At 46.2% G+C, this 16,308-nt stretch carries 17 protein-coding genes; 10 read left to right on the top strand and 7 right to left on the bottom strand.

The annotated features are described in order from the left end of the window. Nucleotides 1–23: 23 nt before the first annotated feature. From BN6539_RS03310 to BN6539_RS03295, 4 genes are all read right to left on the bottom strand, one after another. On the bottom strand, nucleotides 24–1,466 hold the full coding sequence (locus BN6539_RS03310; RefSeq protein WP_067533867.1) for an aspartate aminotransferase family protein: 1,443 nt from the start codon (nucleotides 1,464–1,466) through the stop codon (nucleotides 24–26). A gap of 16 nt (nucleotides 1,467–1,482) precedes the next feature. Continuing rightward, the gene (locus tag BN6539_RS03305; RefSeq protein ID WP_082907334.1) at nucleotides 1,483–3,021 is read right to left on the bottom strand and encodes a xylulokinase; all 1,539 of its coding nucleotides are present in this window, start codon (nucleotides 3,019–3,021) and stop codon (nucleotides 1,483–1,485) included. A 193-nt stretch (nucleotides 3,022–3,214) separates the two neighbouring features. Next, nucleotides 3,215–3,760: a TetR/AcrR family transcriptional regulator gene (locus BN6539_RS03300; RefSeq protein ID WP_067533861.1), complete on the bottom strand. Its 546-nt coding sequence runs from the start codon at nucleotides 3,758–3,760 to the stop codon at nucleotides 3,215–3,217. A gap of 891 nt (nucleotides 3,761–4,651) precedes the next feature. Next, entirely contained in the window at nucleotides 4,652–5,602 is a 951-nt protein-coding gene (locus BN6539_RS03295; protein ID WP_067533859.1) for a helix-turn-helix transcriptional regulator, read from the bottom strand. 158 nt (nucleotides 5,603–5,760) lie between these two features. On the opposite strand from BN6539_RS03295, the gene BN6539_RS03290 reads away from it, so the two are divergent. The 7 genes from BN6539_RS03290 to BN6539_RS03265 all read left to right on the top strand — a co-directional run bounded on the left by BN6539_RS03290 (nucleotide 5,761) and on the right by BN6539_RS03265 (nucleotide 9,484). Further along, nucleotides 5,761–7,119 carry an MATE family efflux transporter gene (locus tag BN6539_RS03290; protein WP_067533856.1) on the top strand — a complete coding sequence of 453 codons (1,359 nt, stop codon included), beginning with the start codon at nucleotides 5,761–5,763 and terminating at the stop codon, nucleotides 7,117–7,119. Between the two features lie 17 nt (nucleotides 7,120–7,136). After that, nucleotides 7,137–7,760, top strand: a complete 624-nt coding sequence (locus tag BN6539_RS03285) for a cytidylate kinase-like family protein (RefSeq protein ID WP_067533853.1) — start codon at nucleotides 7,137–7,139, stop codon at nucleotides 7,758–7,760. Between the two features lie 3 nt (nucleotides 7,761–7,763). Continuing rightward, nucleotides 7,764–8,159, top strand: a complete 396-nt coding sequence (locus BN6539_RS03280) for a maltose acetyltransferase domain-containing protein (protein ID WP_242869368.1) — start codon at nucleotides 7,764–7,766, stop codon at nucleotides 8,157–8,159. Beyond that, on the top strand, nucleotides 8,160–8,315 hold the full coding sequence (locus BN6539_RS23400) for a DapH/DapD/GlmU-related protein (RefSeq protein ID WP_369907440.1): 156 nt from the start codon (nucleotides 8,160–8,162) through the stop codon (nucleotides 8,313–8,315). It begins immediately after the preceding gene. Between the two features lie 180 nt (nucleotides 8,316–8,495). After that, nucleotides 8,496–8,822 (top strand): hypothetical protein, encoded by a 327-nt coding sequence (locus tag BN6539_RS22545; protein ID WP_067533849.1) that lies wholly within the window; start codon nucleotides 8,496–8,498, stop codon nucleotides 8,820–8,822. Further along, nucleotides 8,806–9,297: a sigma-70 family RNA polymerase sigma factor gene (locus tag BN6539_RS03270; protein WP_067533847.1), complete on the top strand. Its 492-nt coding sequence runs from the start codon at nucleotides 8,806–8,808 to the stop codon at nucleotides 9,295–9,297. The genes BN6539_RS22545 and BN6539_RS03270 overlap by 17 nt, the downstream gene beginning before the upstream one ends. 1 nt (nucleotide 9,298) lies before the next feature. Further along, nucleotides 9,299–9,484 carry a helix-turn-helix domain-containing protein gene (locus tag BN6539_RS03265; RefSeq protein ID WP_067533844.1) on the top strand — a complete coding sequence of 62 codons (186 nt, stop codon included), beginning with the start codon at nucleotides 9,299–9,301 and terminating at the stop codon, nucleotides 9,482–9,484. 393 nt (nucleotides 9,485–9,877) lie between these two features. On the opposite strand, the gene BN6539_RS03260 is transcribed toward BN6539_RS03265, so the two are convergent. The 3 genes from BN6539_RS03260 to BN6539_RS03250 form a co-directional block, all read right to left on the bottom strand. Next, complete coding sequence (locus BN6539_RS03260; RefSeq protein ID WP_067533841.1) at nucleotides 9,878–10,708, bottom strand: isocitrate lyase/PEP mutase family protein; 831 nt, start codon at nucleotides 10,706–10,708, stop codon at nucleotides 9,878–9,880. A gap of 123 nt (nucleotides 10,709–10,831) precedes the next feature. Then, nucleotides 10,832–11,587 carry a sulfite exporter TauE/SafE family protein gene (locus BN6539_RS03255; RefSeq protein ID WP_330385051.1) on the bottom strand — a complete coding sequence of 252 codons (756 nt, stop codon included), beginning with the start codon at nucleotides 11,585–11,587 and terminating at the stop codon, nucleotides 10,832–10,834. Then, nucleotides 11,588–12,166 carry a TetR/AcrR family transcriptional regulator gene (locus BN6539_RS03250; protein ID WP_147363158.1) on the bottom strand — a complete coding sequence of 193 codons (579 nt, stop codon included), beginning with the start codon at nucleotides 12,164–12,166 and terminating at the stop codon, nucleotides 11,588–11,590. Between the two features lie 813 nt (nucleotides 12,167–12,979). On the opposite strand from BN6539_RS03250, the gene BN6539_RS03245 reads away from it, so the two are divergent. Genes BN6539_RS03245 through BN6539_RS03235 form a run of 3 tightly spaced genes read left to right on the top strand, consistent with a single transcriptional unit; the run spans nucleotide 12,980 to nucleotide 16,293 of the window. Then, a complete protein-coding gene (locus BN6539_RS03245; protein ID WP_067533837.1) occupies nucleotides 12,980–14,689 on the top strand; it encodes an NAD(P)/FAD-dependent oxidoreductase in 1,710 nt (569 codons plus the stop codon). After that, complete coding sequence (locus BN6539_RS03240) at nucleotides 14,676–15,935, top strand: NAD(P)/FAD-dependent oxidoreductase (protein WP_067533834.1); 1,260 nt, start codon at nucleotides 14,676–14,678, stop codon at nucleotides 15,933–15,935. The genes BN6539_RS03245 and BN6539_RS03240 overlap by 14 nt, the downstream gene beginning before the upstream one ends. Next, complete coding sequence (locus tag BN6539_RS03235; RefSeq protein ID WP_067533831.1) at nucleotides 15,928–16,293, top strand: DUF1667 domain-containing protein; 366 nt, start codon at nucleotides 15,928–15,930, stop codon at nucleotides 16,291–16,293. Before BN6539_RS03240 ends, BN6539_RS03235 begins: the two co-directional genes overlap by 8 nt. The last annotated feature ends 15 nt before the right edge of the window (nucleotides 16,294–16,308 follow it).

Here is a 16,308-nt window from a genome sequence, read left to right as displayed (position 1 = left end):
CCTAAATTCGTGGTAAAATCACTTTATTTTTCAACGTTAGAGAATACTTCTTCAAATGCAGCCAGTGTTTCAGCGATGGTGTCGTCGTTATCCGCCATGCTGGTGTAAATTCTGCTGCCTGCCAGGGTGATGACGCCGTTTGCTGTCAGCGCTGCGCCAAACTCTTCGATATAGTGCTGGCGTTCCGGAATCTTCTTGAAAATGTCAGGGTCTGTTACGCTTAAGTACATGACGCCGGAAACCTCAAAGTGCACGATGGAACCTGTATTCCAAGTTACAAACGGCAGGTCGTACTTGTCAATCAGTGCCTGAATGCCGTCGCAGAGTTTGTCGCCGTTTTCTCCGGCTTTTCTCGCTGCATCCTGCCTGATGATCTCATCGATAGCAAAGTAGCCTGCTGCACAGCTCAGTGGATTTGCTGTCAATGTGCCGCCTACATATGCCTTCTTTTTGCCGGCTTTGACGCCTGCTGCAACGCAAGACATGATTTCTTCACTGCCGCCGACACCGCCAGCCATCGGATAACCGCCTGCAACGATCTTGCCGAAAACAGTCAGGTCAGGTCTTACATTGAAGAAGCCTTGTGCACCGCCAGGTCCTACACGGAAGGCAGTTACAACTTCGTCAAAGATCAGCAGTGCGCCAAATTCGTCACAGAGTTCTCTAGCTTTCGCTGCGAAATCCATAGCGATTGGACGTGTGCCGCTCTCTGGTCCAAACGGTTCAATGATGACTGCTGCCGTTCCGCCGTTCTTTTCGTTTTCTTCCAAAACCTTGCGCAGTCCATCCACATCGCCAGGGAAGAATTCCTTGGTGTTCTGGGTCGCTTCTTTCGGAATACCGTGCGCCTCGAAGGTCTGTGTATATGGAATGTGCAGAGAATATACCAACTGATCACTCCAGCCGTGATATGCGCCGCCAACTTTTACAATGTTCTGTTTGCCTGTGTAGGTACGGGCAATTCTGATGGCCACCATGTCGGCTTCTGTACCGCTGGCAAGGCATCTGTACATCTCTACCCATGGCATACATTCGTGTATTTTCTCTGCCAGTTTCATCTCGTATGGATGGAACAGGCCGGTAACAGGACCGGATTCTTTTACAACCTCCCATACCTTCTGGTTTACAGGCTCATAATTGCTGCCCAAGAGAGTCGGACCTCCTGCCTGTAAATAATCTATGTAGCGGTTGCCGTCGATATCGTAAAGATATGCGCCCTCCGCTTTTTCTACGACGAGAGGGAACGGATAGTTAAACGCCAGGTTATGCTGAACGCCTCCTGGTATGACCTTTTTTGCTTCTTCGATCATCGCCTTGGAGCCTTTGCATTTCTCATCAAAATGCTTCATGTATCTGGCCATTGCCTCTGGCTTGATGTGATGAAGCGGTTCATTGACCAGTCTCTCCATCTTCTTAAAAATCTCTTTTTCGTCCGGCCAACGAGATACACCGTATTTTGCTTCCATTTTCTTACCTCCATTTTTAGCCGTTTAAAGCGGCAAAACTCTTTTTGTTATCTTTATATAAATCCTTAAACACTGGCAGCAGTTTTTGGTATACTGCGTGGTTTTCGGGATTCGGCTTATATGTAGAACTGACTTTGATGATTTTCTTGATATCTTTGATATCATCCAGCATGCCGAAGCTGACAGCCATCAGGGCAGCGGCTCCCATAGCTCCCACTTGTCTTGGATTTTCAATCGTTTCTACGTCACGGCCGAGAACGTCCGCCATGATCTGACAGATAAACGGCGCTATGGCGCTGCCACCAGAAAACCGAATAACAGGGTTGGTTTTGAACTTTGTTTCTGTGGCTTCCAAAAGCCAGAGCATATGCATGCACACACCCTCTATGACAGCCTTCATCAAATCACTGCCCTTGGTAGTGATATCCAAATTGAAGAATACTCCTCTGGAATTGGCATCGTCAAATGGACAGCGATTGCCGTGCATCCACGGCGAGAAAATTACGCCGTTGCTGCCCGCCGGAGACTCCTTGATGTACTCAATCATCTCCTCGTAGGACATGTGCAGCTGATCCATGCGGTCCTTCACCCACTCGATACACTTCCCGGAAGTTTCAACTTCAGCAATGTAATTATATGTAGTCGGGTCTGCTCCTACCAATGCGCCAATCAGGTTGCCCAGATCCAGATGCAGTCTGTCAACTGTCGTTGCTACCCAGCCGCTGGTTCCGGAGTAAATCAAGACATCTCCGACATTTACACATCCAGCGCCGACGGAACAAAGGCTGACGTCGCTGCCGCCGGAAATAACCGGAATTCCTGGAGCTAACCCCAGTTCTTCCGCCGCTTTTGGCAGAAGTTTTCCTACCTCGTCTGTGGAATCACAGATTTCTGGCAGGTGGTCCATATTGATTCCCAGCATTTTACATAATGTTGGACTCCAACAATTGTTATGAACATCGTATAGGAAGGTTCCTGCCGCATCATCTTTGCTGGCAATCATCTTTCCTGTCGCTCTGCAGGTCAGATACTCCTTCGCATCCAGCCATTTGTATGTCTTTTCAAAAGTCTCCGGTTCATTTTCTTTGAGCCAGAGGTATTTCCAGGCGGGATCCTTGGCGCTGGCAGAAACCGCGCCGGTAATTTTCATATACTTGAGCACCTTGAAGATGTTCAAACCCTCAACTTTAATTCCTGTGTTCATGCAGGCCTTTAACTGTTTGTCGGCTCGGCTGTCCATGCAGCTCATGCCTCTGTGCAGCGGCGTGCCGTTTTCATCCACCATGACCACAGTTTGGAACTGGGAGCAAAAGGAAATCCCTTTGATATCCTCTTTTGCGACACCGGTTTTTTTCAGAAGTATTTTCGTAGCCGCAGCCATAGACTGCCACCAGTCATCCGGTTCCTGCTCAACACCGCCGTTTTTTAACACATGGAGTTCATAACTTTCGGTTTCGCCTGCAATATACTGCACGCTGTCTTCGGCAGAAATATTGAACATGCAGGCTTTCATGCCAGTAGTTCCAACGTCGTAAGTAATTACTTTCACTGCCATTTTCATTCCTCCTAACAGCTCTGCCCTAAAACTTTTTTAGCTAGGCAGACCTTATGCTTTGGGAGACCTAACCAGATTTAGCGATGTCTACTCGCTGATAGGTCCCCAGCCAAAAGTGCAGGAGCTATGCTCCGTGGCACTTGACGGACAATTCCCAAAAGAGCAAGCATTCATGCCGCTGGATTGGGTGAATTTAGTCGTATTGTGGTTCCCCTATTATCCTGTCTATCATCCTTCGCATTTCCATCTTCATCTGTTTTCCAATAAAAGGCTTGCCGTATAGGTGATAATGATTAATTAATCCATAATACGCTCCCATGAGAAGCATCGTCGTCTCTCCAGAAGGATCATAATCCAGATTCCTGGCAATGAGTCCTTCAATGGACTTCAGTGGATTATTTTCGTTATCACTTGTAATTGTATTGTAGATGAGCTGGGTCACAAGCTGAGGGTAACGGGCAGTGTCTTCAATAAATTTGTCAAATATGATGACGATGCCCTCTTTTCCGCGGTGGCCACTCTCACAATACGCTCTCTCCAGCTCGTCAATTTCCCGTCTGCAGAGCGCCGTTAAAAGTTCATTGCTGCCTGCAAAATAGTTGAACACCGTACTGCGGGAAACGCCAGCTGCCTCGGCAACATCGCGAAAATTCGTGTTTTCAACCCCTTTCTCCTCATAAACCCCCCTGGCTGCACGCATGATGGTGCGTCTCGTCAATTCTTTCTTTCCGATTTCCATAGGCTTTCCTATTTGCCTTTCTAAAATTGGACAGCAGTCCAATTTGACTATAGTCTAATTATCTCACAATTTAGAAAATAGTCAAGATGATATTTGCAGATTTTTCAAAAAAAATTGCGACTGTATGCCGCAAATGTATTCCGTTCCTATTTTTAATTCATATTCTGCACAGTGTAATCCAGATACTGCTTGGGAAAGCTCATACCTTTGGTTGCAAAATTTTCTGCCTGCACGGTAAAGGATTCCTGTATGTCATCCAGATTTTTCGGGTTTATAACAACCTCCACAAACTATTTTTTATTGATAATAGCAACGAAAACGGCTCATATCGTCTCTTACCGTCTTATATAGGTACATCGCAAACCCGCATGAAATCTAGGTTTTCTCATAACTCTATCAATGGGCACAATATCTTCTTATTGGACTTTTTCATCAGGTCGGGCACCATTTGGGCACCACAAATTGATTCTAGCAAACTCCATAACAATCAAATTTTAGGCGGTTCACTCCGAGCAGGTCTCCCCTTTTTGGGGTAGTCGGTATCTTTTCCTATACTGGAAAAGTAGTCCGATTTATGTCTGGAGCGAACCGCTATTTTTTTGCCTATAGACACGAATCATCGTTCTATACCGCTCAAAGCGTCCGCAGGACACGCAGCCGCCCCACAGGGGGCGTTTCGACAGGGGCGCGTAGCGCACTTGTCCGGAGGATTGGGGGCGGGCCACCAACAAGCAACTTTTTCAGTTTTGAGCGGCAGCGAAAAATCGAAAAATGGCCCCGTGAGTACCACGGGGCATTGCTTGCCACTTTGTCGTACTTCATTTCCAGCTCTCCGAAGAGGCGTGAAAAATCAAGGTCGATAGAGACTTCCATTCCTTGTCTTTCAAACGATTACCTGACCTTTATGTATTCTCTCGGGGAAACATGGTAGTAGTCCCGAAAGGCTTTGTAAAAATTGCTGCTGTTGCTATAACCCAATACCGAGGAAATTTCTTCAACCGGCAATTTTGTCCCTTCCAAAAGGATTACCGCCCGTTCCATTCGTAACTCTAATAAAATTTCTGAAAAGGATTTCCCAACTTCTCGGTGCAACAAGGTTGAAACATAATTGGGGTGATATGAAAAATGCTTTGCAATTTCTTTGAGTGTCACGGTATCAACGTGTTCCCCTATATACTGTACGATCTTTTCCGAAAGACTTTTGTTTGCAGGCTCCCGATTCGTATTGACATACTGACGTGCAATCTGAATGAGAAACGACAATGTAAGCGACTTCAATACAACCTGTGTGTCCTCCTGCCTGTTGGCATACTCTATCACCATCATTTCAAGAAGCGTCCGTATGTTACAGTCGTCCTCAACTTTGTAATGGATATATTCATCAGAAAATTGATTGGTTGATGGGTCAAGCAGAAAATGAAATAGTTTTGTATTTGCAGAAAGCATTGGCAGAAAGGCCCTGCAAAAAGTGTCTTTTTGAATCAGTACGCCAATAATCGTTGTTTCCTTGTCGTCATGGACACAAAGAGCGTGACCGGCAAAGGGCTGACCCGCATATAGCTCCCCCTCCCGAATCGTAATACGGTTATCGTACTTAAAGCTAATGGAATCGTATTCGCCTTGATAGGTGTAATTAAAATAAAAATAATCGTGCCGATGAAACAGCTCTTGCTGCCCTCTGCTCTGATGGACGACGATCATAATTTCGTCTTCCGTCGCACCGGGCCAATAGAACATTTTTTCCTCTTGATTTTCACCGGGGCAATTATGATACGTCCAGTCCAACACCCCAAATTCTTCCCGCAATTTTTCGACTGCTGCACATAAAATTTCTTGTCCCACCTTGCTACTCCTTTACTCCAAAAGCACACGATTTTTGTTTTCATTATATCATGCTACATGAGAAAATGCCACTGTATATATTAAGATTTGGCGCTGTCTATTTGGCCGCTTTCTTCTATACTAAAGATTGTTATGAAAAACAGACAGGAGGTTATTCAATGGAAGAAAAAGAGTTAGGTGGTGGGAAAACAATCTTTTATAAGAAGCTGTTTTCCCTTGTGCTGCCAATCGCATTTCAACAATTTATGCTGGCGGCGGTGAGTGCTTCGGACGCGCTCATGCTCGGATTTGTCAATCAGGATTCCCTGTCGGCGGTATCGCTGGCCGGGCAGATTACCTTTGTGTTCAACCTGTTTATGGGTGGGTTGACAATGGGAACAAGCATTTTAGCCGCACAATACTACGGAAAAGGTGACGTAACCGCTATCGAAAAAATATTTGCGTATGTCACAAGAGTTTCTTTCTTGATTTCAGCGGTGTTCTTTTTGGCGTCCCTTTTCACGCCCAATTTGTTAATGCGAATTTTTACTCCAGAACCGCAACTGATCGCGGGCGGCAGCGTTTATCTTCGCATTGTAGCAGGGTCTTATCTGTTCACCGGCATTTCGCAAATTTACCTTTGTATCTTGAAAAATACAGGGTATGCCATGAAAAGCATGGTGATTGGGTCAAGCGCCGTTGTTATCAATATTTTCTTAAATGCCGCGCTGATCTTTGGGCTGCTCTTTTTTCCTAAAATGGGTATTGCAGGCGCTGCACTTGCCACCTCTATTTCAAAGCTCATTGAAATACTTTGGGCCTATGTGGAATCCTTGCGGAAAAATCGAATCCGGCTGGGTATGAAGTATTGCTTTGCAGCAGATCGGCTTTTAGTTCGGGACTACTGGAAATATACAGTGCCTATGATGGGGGATTATCTGGTGTGGGGGTGTGGCTTCACTATGTATTCCGTCATTATGGGACACTTAGGCAGCGACGCCGTGGCTGCTAATTCTATTGCAAATATTGTAAAGAATTTGATTGTTAGTTTTTGTACCGGCCTTGCCAACGGCGGCGGCATTATTGTGGGCAACGAATTGGGCATGGGAGATTTGAACCGAGCAAAGCAGTACGGCGGCTTGCTCTGGAAAATGGCGATTATCGGGGGCGTGGCGTCCGGCCTGCTCTTGCTTGCGCTGTCACCTTTGATTTTGAATGTAACGGTTTTAAGTTCCCAAGCGACCGAATACTTAAAGTGGATGTTACTATTCTGTGCCTGCTATATGGTTGCAAAAGCAATTAACATGACGACGATAGCCGGGATTTTCCCTGCTGGCGGTGATTCTAAGTTTGGCTTGATTTGCGACGCAATTACCATGTGGATTTTTGCTGTTCCAGCCGGTTTCCTTGCGGCGTTTTATTGGAATCTTCCCGTTGTCGTTGTGTTCCTGATTATCAATTTAGATGAAGTTGTCAAGCTACCCGCCGCCGTGATCCATTATCGGAAATACGGTTGGTTAAAGAATATCACAAGATAAAGTGCGGAGGTATAAAGGTGAACAAAATAATCACGATTAGTCGGGAATTTGGAAGTGGAGGGCGAGAACTCGGCAGGCGAATTGCAGATATGCTGCAAATTGCTTACTACGATCAGGAGATCATCAACGAGCTTGCCAAACGGACGAGTTATACAAAAGGGTATTTAGAACAAATTGAAGAAAGCAATTTCATACCCCTACTTCCCATCACGATAGGGCGAACTTTTTCCTCCCAATTTTATCAAGCTATGGAACCAAATCAATCCGCATTTCTCAAACAGAATACCATCATAAAAGAAATGGCGGAAAAGTCGGATTGCGTCATTGTGGGCCGTTGTGCTGATTATCTTTTGAGTGATAAAAAACCGTTGCGCATTTTTGTTTATGCAGATATGGCGTTTAAGATTGCACGGTGTCTAAAAAAGAGCGAGTTGACAGAGCGTTTAACGGACGACGAATTGAGACAAAAAATAAAATCCATTGATAAACATAGGGCGAAGTATTACCAATTCCATACGGGGCAGACATGGGGAGAGAAATCATTCTACGATCTGTGTATCAATACAACGTCCATAGAGATAAAAGACATATCTGCAACGGTTACAAATATGATTCAACAGTACGGAAAGGGTGGGTGGTGAGAAATGACAGAACTTGAAAAATTAGACGCCGGGCCGGAATACTGCTTTTTTGACGCTGATGTTGTCGCCCGCAAAGAGAACGCCTTAAAGGGCTGTGAGAAATTTAACGCCATTAACCCCGCCGACTACGCGGCCCAGCTTGCGGCAATGAAGGAGCTGTTCGGCTCCACCGGAGAAAATGTTTATATCCAGCCTAATTTCAACTGTGACAGCGGTAAAAATATCCACGTCAGAGAGGATTTTTTGACGAACTACAATGTAACGATTTTGGATATTGCACCGGTGCATATTGGCGATTATTGCATGCTAATCACGACTGTTGGCCACCCACTCACGCCAAGGGGCAGACGGGAGAAAAAGGCATATAGCAAGCCTGTGACGATAGGAAATGACGTGTAGATTGGTGGTAACTGTACGATACTCCCCGGCGTTACGATTGGAAACAATGTGGTCGTTGCCGCCGGAGCGGTTGTAGCAAAAGATGTGCCGGATAATTGCGTCGTGGCAGGCGTACCGGCAAAAATCATTAAGAAATTAGAACAGGGTGTTGAATAAATTTTCTTCCGGTACTAACAAAACGAAAAAGTGAAAATTCCGCTGCTTTGGCGGGTATTGAGCTTTCAGCGGCGGCCAATCAACCGCCGTTTTCTTTTTTGAAAAAGGACTTACGGGGAACGTGGTAATTGCGCCCCTTTTTAGACCCCAACGGCAACGGCAGCACAAGGAGGACGCCACATGCCGGGAGCCTATGCCGTAACTTTCGCACAACCGCATAGTGATTTCTCATTCCGTTTCCAGCCAGTAAATGGGGTGCCCTCCACCGCGCTTTCCTGCGCTTGCGGGTATGGACCGATCTCCGCTTTGGCGGAGGCCGGTTCTTTTCATATCCCCCTATTCCATGGGAAAGGGGGTGATTCCATTGGGCTACTTGAAAAGCCTCTTTTGGCTGCCGTAAAATCCGACACTCGTAAACCTAAATCAACAACATTGAAACACGCCGTTCATGGCGTGTCGCTGTGGGCGGCGCGTCATGGAGGCAAGCTCAATGGAAAAACAGAATGAAAGAACTCGAAAATTTGCTGAAAAAGCTGCGGCGGAATCGTCCACCCGTGAATATGAATTATTTAGTGCAGCTGAACGAACTGCGAAGTTTACGGACTATCTGGAGAAGGTCGTCACTCACGCGAAGATTGATTATCTGCGCCACATGGAAAAACTGAATGTCCGGGAAGAACTGGCCGAAGATATGTCGAATATCGTCGAACATGGGGAACTGCCCTCTATGTCCGACGATTTTTTGTTTGAAGCTATCCGGGCCGTGACGTTGGAGCAGATCGCCACAGGCGAAGATTTGTACGCCGCAATTCTCACCCTGTCCCCGCTGGAAAAGGAAGTCTTGTTTCATACATACGTAGAGGATATGCCCCCGAAGGAGGCGGCCTGGCTCATGGGGCTGTCCGTCGTTTGGGTGCGGCAAGTGAAGAACCGCGCACTGGACAAGCTGCGGAAAGCCATGATGGAGAAGGAGGGATTTTGATATGGCAAACTACGACGATTTGATTACCCGTGCCCAGTGCGGGGACAAGCTGGCTCTGGAAAAGCTGCTGTTGCTCTATCAGCCGATGATTGACCGGCATAGCCGGATTCATGGCCGCATTGACGAAGACTTGCAGCAATTCATTTACCTGCGGATTCAGGTAAATCTCAAATATTTCCGGGGCTGATAGACGCATAACTGGGCGGGCCTCCCTGCACTTGCGGGGAGGCCCAAACTTTTTGAAATTTTTTCTCTAAACACCATCGTTTCGGCAGCTCCATAACGTCTTTTATCTTTGGGGGACTGTGCCTCAATGCCGCATGTACAACCTTGGATAGGAGGCTCTTTTTACTATGCTGGAAAGCCAAGCGGACGGCAGCCCTTATCTTTACTTAAAAGTCCTTACAACCCCTTATAAAATTCGGGCACCATTTCACGATTTGACCTCGATAATCCCACATAAAACAATGGCGGGAAAGAAAAAGAAAAGTCGCACAAACCCAGTGTTCATACGGCTTTCTAGTATTTTGTGCGATTGTATAGAGTACGTTAGACCTTTTGAGAGTGACGCGAAACAATACTATTTTTTAAAGTATGCGTTTGCCTCTGCATAAACGAAAGGGCTGTTCAGCATTTCGTCTATCTCTCCGTTATACAGATGATTTGCTAAAGAAATCGTCTGGCCGTAGATATAACGAACAGGTCCGGAACCGAGACTTAATCTGCGCACGCCAAGTTCCTCCAGCTGGGCATAATCATGAAATACACCGTTGAGAATAATGTTAATCGGTGCTTTTATTCCTGCTGTAAGCTTTTCCACAGTTGTTTTGTCCATTGCGCCAGGAACAAAAACGCAATCTGCTCCTGCTTCTGCGAAAGCGTTGCCGCGTTCAATGGCCATCTGCAGTTTTTCTTCCTCTCCTGCCACATTGAGCCAATATGCACAGGTTCTGGCGTTGATAACAAAATCAATGTCTAATTCCTGTTTGAGCTGACAAAGGCCTTTGATCTTATCAAGCTGCTGATCCAGCGGATTTAATGTGCCATCAGGCAAACCGTCTTCAATGTTGAATCCGACAGCGCCGGCCACAATCAGCTTCTTGGCATTTTCTTTTACTTCACAGACGGTTTTGCCATATCCTCTTTCAAAGTCCACGGAAAGCGGAATGTCAATGCGTTTTGCAATTTTCCTCACTGCATATAAAAGATCGTCAAAACAGATATTTTCCCCATCTGGATAACCCAAGTCATACGCCATCCCTGCACTGGAAGTTGCAACAGCTTGGAATCCCTGTTTTTCAAATATATACGCGCTGCCAGCATCCCATGCGTTAGGCAGAACAAACATCTTATCCTCCTTGTGCATCGTTGAAAAAATGCGCGCTTTTTCCTTCTGTCTTTCTGTAATCATCTACGTCTCGGCTCCTTCTCTGCACTGTGATTGTAAATAATAGATTGAGTATAACACACTAATAGTAAAAATCTCGCTGTTTTCGGACATGATTATAACACATCCAATTCACAGCCCAATCCTTTAGCCGACCATTTCTATGAGAATTTTGATAAAGAAAATAACGAGCACAACCATGATAATAGGTCTGACAATATCACTGCCTTTGTCACGAAAGAACCTGGCTCCTAAGAAATTTCCTGCCATGTTAAATACTCCTGCCGCAAGACCGAGTAAAAAGATCACTTTCCCATTGAGAAGATAGATCATCATACTGCCAATATTTGTTGTCAGATTGATTGCTTTTGTCGTGCCGGCAGCTGTGTAAATATCCAGCTTCGCCGCCCCGGTCAGCAGCAGCATTAAAAATGTACCAGTACCCGGACCGTAGAAACCGTCGTACATACCTACAATCAACGCGGCGGCTACAGAAATAACGGCAGTCTTTTTAAAAGAAAGTTCTTCTTCATTTTTTCCAATGTCTTTTTTCTTTAGGACATAAAAAGCCGTTACCGGCAATATGACCAGCATTAACAGTTTAAATACATCGGCGTCAATTCGCAGTGCAATTTCTGCGCCGATAGGGGAACCAACAAGAGCCGCAGCCACACAGAGCAGCGCCAGTTTTGGCCTAATATAGCCGTTAACCCAATATTGCCAGGTGGTCAGCCCTGTCCCCATACAGGAACTGAGTTTATTAGTCGCTATGGCGTTATGAACAGGTACGCCTGAAATAATATAGGCAGGTATCGAAATCAATCCGCCGCCACCGCCAATGGCATCAATAAACCCTGCTAAAAAGAGCAGGGGACATACGATCAAATATTGTAACATCTGCATTTACCTTTCTGTTTCTCTAATAAAGTCTTTTATAAACATTTCCGTATCTATTTCTGTGTTTCCCAGAAGGTTTTGTATCATCAATCCGTCGATGACGGTAAGTACCAGCCAGCCGTAATACTGCGCATCCGCATCAGGTTTTCGCTGCGCAATCTTTTCGCCAATTACTTTTCGGAAGGTCCGGTAGCGATTAATCAACTTCTCCCTGATCTGGTCATTCCCCGCTATGGCATCCGCAGTAAGATGGAGTCTCAGGTTCTTCCCGGGATCATCGATTCCCCGCGAAAGAACATAATGCAGAAGCCTCGGCAGGGAGGTGTCTTTTTCCTTATTCTCCACCCAGGCAATTAATTGGTCATACATTTGCTGCAGATATCCATCTGCAACATCATATAATATATCGTCCTTGTTTTTATAGTAATAATAGACGCTGCCTTTTGAAACGCCGGATTTCTTTGCAATTTCAGAAAGGGATATCTCGTTAAAGGATTTCTCCGCAAGCAAGGCTGTCGCCGCATCTAAAATCTTTTCTTTTATATTATCATTATGTGGTGCCGCCATAAATCGTTGTCCTTTCATTAATCGCCAGACAGCAGGTTTGATTCCTGCCGCTATTGGTATAGGGGCCGTTACGCTGTTTTGGCTAGTTTCCGCTGTTTCGTTACGCAGATTCTTTCCAAACACCAGCTCCTGCTTAATCACAGCCCTCTGCTTGGAGTGCTGTTACGCTGTTTTGGCTAGTTTCCGCTGTTTCGTTACGCAGATTCCTTCCAAACACCAGCTCCTGCTTAATCACAGCCCTCTGCTTGGGGCGCCGTTACGCTGTTTTGGCTGATTTCCGCTGTTTCGTTACGCAGATTCTTTCCAAACACCAGCTCCTGCTTAATCACAGTCCTCTGCTTGGGGCACCGTTACGCAGTTTTAGCTAGTTTCCGCTGTTTTGTTACGCAGATTCTTTCCAAACACCAGTTCCTGCTTAATCACAGCCCTCTGCTTGGGACGCCGTTACGCTGTTTCGGCTGGTTTCCGCTGTTTTGTTACGCAGATTCTTTCCGAACGCCAGCTCCTGCTTAATCACAGCCCTCTGCTTGGGACGCCGTTACGCTGTTTCGGCTAGTTCTTCCTTATGATGATGTAGATTAACCTGTATTTGTAAGGGGTTCCTTGCAATATCTATAAAGTCCTATCATAAATCCGTATTCTGTGTGTTCTTTCTTAAGGTACGCCATGATACACACTTTATCGATTGAGGGATATGGAACCGGCCAGTATTTTCTTTCTTATCTAGGATAGCATTGACCAACGAGAATTTCAATGGTAAAATAAACGTAAGAAAGAGTTAGCCGTATGGCTGACTTAGAATAAAACCTTTTTCGGGGAGGTGGGGTTTTTTTGAACATCAAAAAAGTGCAGAAGCGCCTCGATATTCGTTTTGGCGGGAACGTGCACATCGCAGACACTGGATACAGTTTTCGGTTGACTGGTACCGTTGATACCTGGAATCAGGTGGTCGAAGCGGGGCTTATGTGTGCAAAAAGCGGGAGTAAAAAGCATATCGTAAACGATATTACGGTGCCCGGCTTAGAAAAACCTTGCGTTATACAGCCAAAGATCAGCGACGCTGCTTTAGAGGGAAGACGCCCTGATGTGCTCGTCATCGGCGGCGGAGTTGTCGGCTGTGCCATTGCCAGAGAGCTGACCAAAGAAAAAATGGAAATTTTACTGATTGACAAAGAATACGATGTTGCCCTGCATGCTTCGTCGAGAAACGATGGCATGGTTCACCCCGGAATCGATATCAGGCCGGGCCTTCTCAAAAAGAAGATGAATAATCTGGGCAATGCCCTCTACGACAAAGTCTGCAAAGAACTTGACGTTCCTTTTGTGCGCAGCGGTCAATTTCTCTGTTTTAAGAAAATATCCTATCTGCCGCTGCTCATTTTGACAATTCCTTATTGGAACCTGACGGCAGCCGGCAAAGCTCATGTCATCACAGGAAAAACACTGCGCAGATTGGAGCCTGGCATTTCACCAGAAGCAAAATGCGCCCTTTACTTTGACGGCGCGGGAACAGTATGCCCATACGGTCTCACCATTGCCTTTGCAGAAAACGCCGTAGACAATGGAGCCGAAATTGCACTGAATACCGCAGTCTCAAAGATGGAAGTCAAAGACGGCCGCATTAAAAGTGTTTCTACGAACCGCGGCACCATTTATCCTAAAATTGTCGTCAACGCCGCCGGCGTCTTTGCAGAAGATATTGCGCAGATGGCAGGGGATCGTTTTTTCTCCATTCATCCGCGGAAAGGCACCAACGCCATTCTCGATAAAAAAGCCCGCCGACATATTAAAACCATTTATACCCTCATGGGCACACAGTCTAAGAGCGGACACACCAAAGGAGGCGGCATCGTGGGTACCGTAGACGGCAATGTTTTGGTCGGACCTGATGCGGCGGAAACCATAGAAAAAGAGGATTTTGCAACGCACAAAGAGAGTATAGAGTCTACCTTTGAGAAACACAGCCACGCAGGACAATGGCTGACTACAGGCGATATCATTACCTATTTCACCGGTATCAGAGCTGCGACTTATGAAGAAGATTTCATTATAGAAAAGGGGAGACTGACCGATAATATCGTCCATGCAGCAGGTATCCAATCTCCCGGCCTCACAGCGGCGCCAGCCATAGGGCTTCAAGTGGAGTCTTTGGTTACAGAGCTTTTAGGAGAAAAAAACAAGAACCCAAAATTTAACCCGATCCGCAAGGCAATTATACGGCCAAAGGAACTGACAGACGAAGAACGTGCAAATCTGATTAAGGAAAATCCCGACTACGGCCAAATTGTATGCCGCTGTGAAGAAGTCAGCAAAGGGGAAGTTCTCGACGCCATGAGAAGAAGCTTGCCATGCGACACAGTAGACGGCATCAAACGGCGGGTGCGGCCCGGCATGGGAAGATGTCAGGGCAGTTTCTGCGGACAGCAGGTCATCAGACTGATTGCGGAAGAAAAGCAGATTCCGCTAATGCAGGTTCGCAAGGGATATCCCGGCAGTGAAATTCTCTTTGGGGAGAAGGGAGGCAGCCGTGAATTCTTATGATGTTACCGTAATCGGCGGGGGACCGGCAGGTCTGGCCGCTGCAATTTCCGCATCAAAAGCTGAAGCCAAGGTTCTACTGATAGAGCGTGAAGAACGGCTCGGCGGCGTACTCAAGCAATGTATTCACGATGGATTCGGTCTCATTAGATTCGGAGAAAAATTGTCTGGCTGTGAATATGCCTGCCGCTTTATCGAGGAAATTGAAAAAACAGATGTTGAAATCAGAACTTTGACATTTGCATCGCAAATAAGCAATATATCTGGTGGTTTTGAGCTTTCTCTTACGCAGAACAATGGCTACGAAAGGGTATTTTCTAAAACACTGATTTTAGCTACAGGCTGTCGGGAAAGAACAGCAAAACAAGTGGCGATTCACGGCACTCGTCCCGCCGGCGTCTTGACAGCCGGGGCAGCGCAATACTTCGTCAATGTTTTAGGCCAGCTGCCTGGAAAAAACTGCGTCATTCTCGGTTCCGGCGACATCGGATTGATTATGGCCAGGCGCCTGACCCTGGAAGGCGCTAAGGTGCTCGGCGTATATGAAGCAAAGTCAGAACCAAGCGGACTTTCAAGGAACATCTATCAATGTCTGGTGGACTTTGACATTCCTCTTCATCTTTCCCATACAGTGATAGAAGTTCACGGCCGTGAGCGGCTTTCCGGTGTCACTGTCTGTGCTGTAGATCAAAGGATGCAGCCCATTTCAGGCACGGAAGAATACATTCCTTGCGATACGTTAATTGTATCGGTGGGACTCATTCCAGAAAACGAGCTGGCCGAAACGCTGGGGATCGCCATCCTCCCTGAGACCAAAGGCCCATTATCCGATCAGGACTATCAGACCACCGTTGCCGGCGTATTTAGCTGCGGCAACGCATTACATGTTAACGATCTGGTCGATTATGTGTCAGAAAGCGGTGAAAAAGCAGGTGCCGCTGCTGCGAAACAGGCTGCCAGGCCTTTTACATCGTCTAATTACGTTTCTGTAAAAGGCAGCAGTGATTTTGCCTACATTGTTCCCTCCCGCCTTGAGGCAGAGACCAACAAAAAGGTACAGTTTTTCTTTCGCTCAAAGGCAACGCGGGATACGATTACCGTCAAACTGTATTTAGGCAATGAGGAAATATTTAGGAAAAAGTATGGCGGTTTGAGGCCCCCTGAGATGGAGAAAGTTGAAATTGATTTTGCGCAACTAGAATTAAAAGAAGATTTATACTTTGTTATGGAGGAAGCAGCCCATGAGTAAGCGAATAGAAAAAGATTTAATCTGTATTGTCTGCCCAAATGGTTGTCGCCTTCACGGTGTACTGACAGAGGAGGGAGAACTGGAGGTAACGGGAAATCGCTGTATTAGAGGCAACGCTTTTGCCGGCACGGAACTGACCAATCCAACTCGCTCGATTACCACCACGGTCAAAACAGTCTTTGAGGATTTTCCTTTCCTGCCTGTACGGACAAATGGAGAGGTCCCCAAATATGCTGTCGCCGCGGTTTTAGAGGAATTGCAGAGGCTAGTGGTAACGAAGAGAATGGTCTGCGGCGATGTTGTTCTTGAAAATGCTGCAGAAACAGGTGTAAACATCATTGCAACAATGACAATTTGATAAAGCATAAGTTCT

Origin of the sequence: Emergencia timonensis, from assembly GCF_900086585.1 — a bacterium.
In the GTDB taxonomy this organism is placed as follows: domain Bacteria; phylum Bacillota; class Clostridia; order Peptostreptococcales; family Anaerovoracaceae; genus Senimuribacter; species Senimuribacter timonensis.
Note: the sequence above shows the minus strand (reverse complement) of the source record. Positions and strands in the feature narration are given on the sequence as shown.

Coding starts and splice junctions, on each gene's coding strand:
- BN6539_RS03310 (WP_067533867.1), bottom strand. CDS start 1,466: ATGGAAGCAAAATACGGTGTATCTCGTTGGCCGGACGAAAAAGAGATT.
- BN6539_RS03305 (WP_082907334.1), bottom strand. CDS start 3,021: ATGGCAGTGAAAGTAATTACTTACGACGTTGGAACTACTGGCATGAAA.
- BN6539_RS03300 (WP_067533861.1), bottom strand. CDS start 3,760: ATGGAAATCGGAAAGAAAGAATTGACGAGACGCACCATCATGCGTGCA.
- BN6539_RS03290 (WP_067533856.1), top strand. CDS start 5,761: ATGGAAGAAAAAGAGTTAGGTGGTGGGAAAACAATCTTTTATAAGAAG.
- BN6539_RS03280 (WP_242869368.1), top strand. CDS start 7,764: ATGACAGAACTTGAAAAATTAGACGCCGGGCCGGAATACTGCTTTTTT.
- BN6539_RS22545 (WP_067533849.1), top strand. CDS start 8,496: ATGCCGGGAGCCTATGCCGTAACTTTCGCACAACCGCATAGTGATTTC.
- BN6539_RS03270 (WP_067533847.1), top strand. CDS start 8,806: ATGGAAAAACAGAATGAAAGAACTCGAAAATTTGCTGAAAAAGCTGCG.
- BN6539_RS03265 (WP_067533844.1), top strand. CDS start 9,299: ATGGCAAACTACGACGATTTGATTACCCGTGCCCAGTGCGGGGACAAG.
- BN6539_RS03260 (WP_067533841.1), bottom strand. CDS start 10,708: ATGATTACAGAAAGACAGAAGGAAAAAGCGCGCATTTTTTCAACGATG.
- BN6539_RS03255 (WP_330385051.1), bottom strand. CDS start 11,587: ATGCAGATGTTACAATATTTGATCGTATGTCCCCTGCTCTTTTTAGCA.
- BN6539_RS03250 (WP_147363158.1), bottom strand. CDS start 12,166: ATGAAAGGACAACGATTTATGGCGGCACCACATAATGATAATATAAAA.
- BN6539_RS03235 (WP_067533831.1), top strand. CDS start 15,928: ATGAGTAAGCGAATAGAAAAAGATTTAATCTGTATTGTCTGCCCAAAT.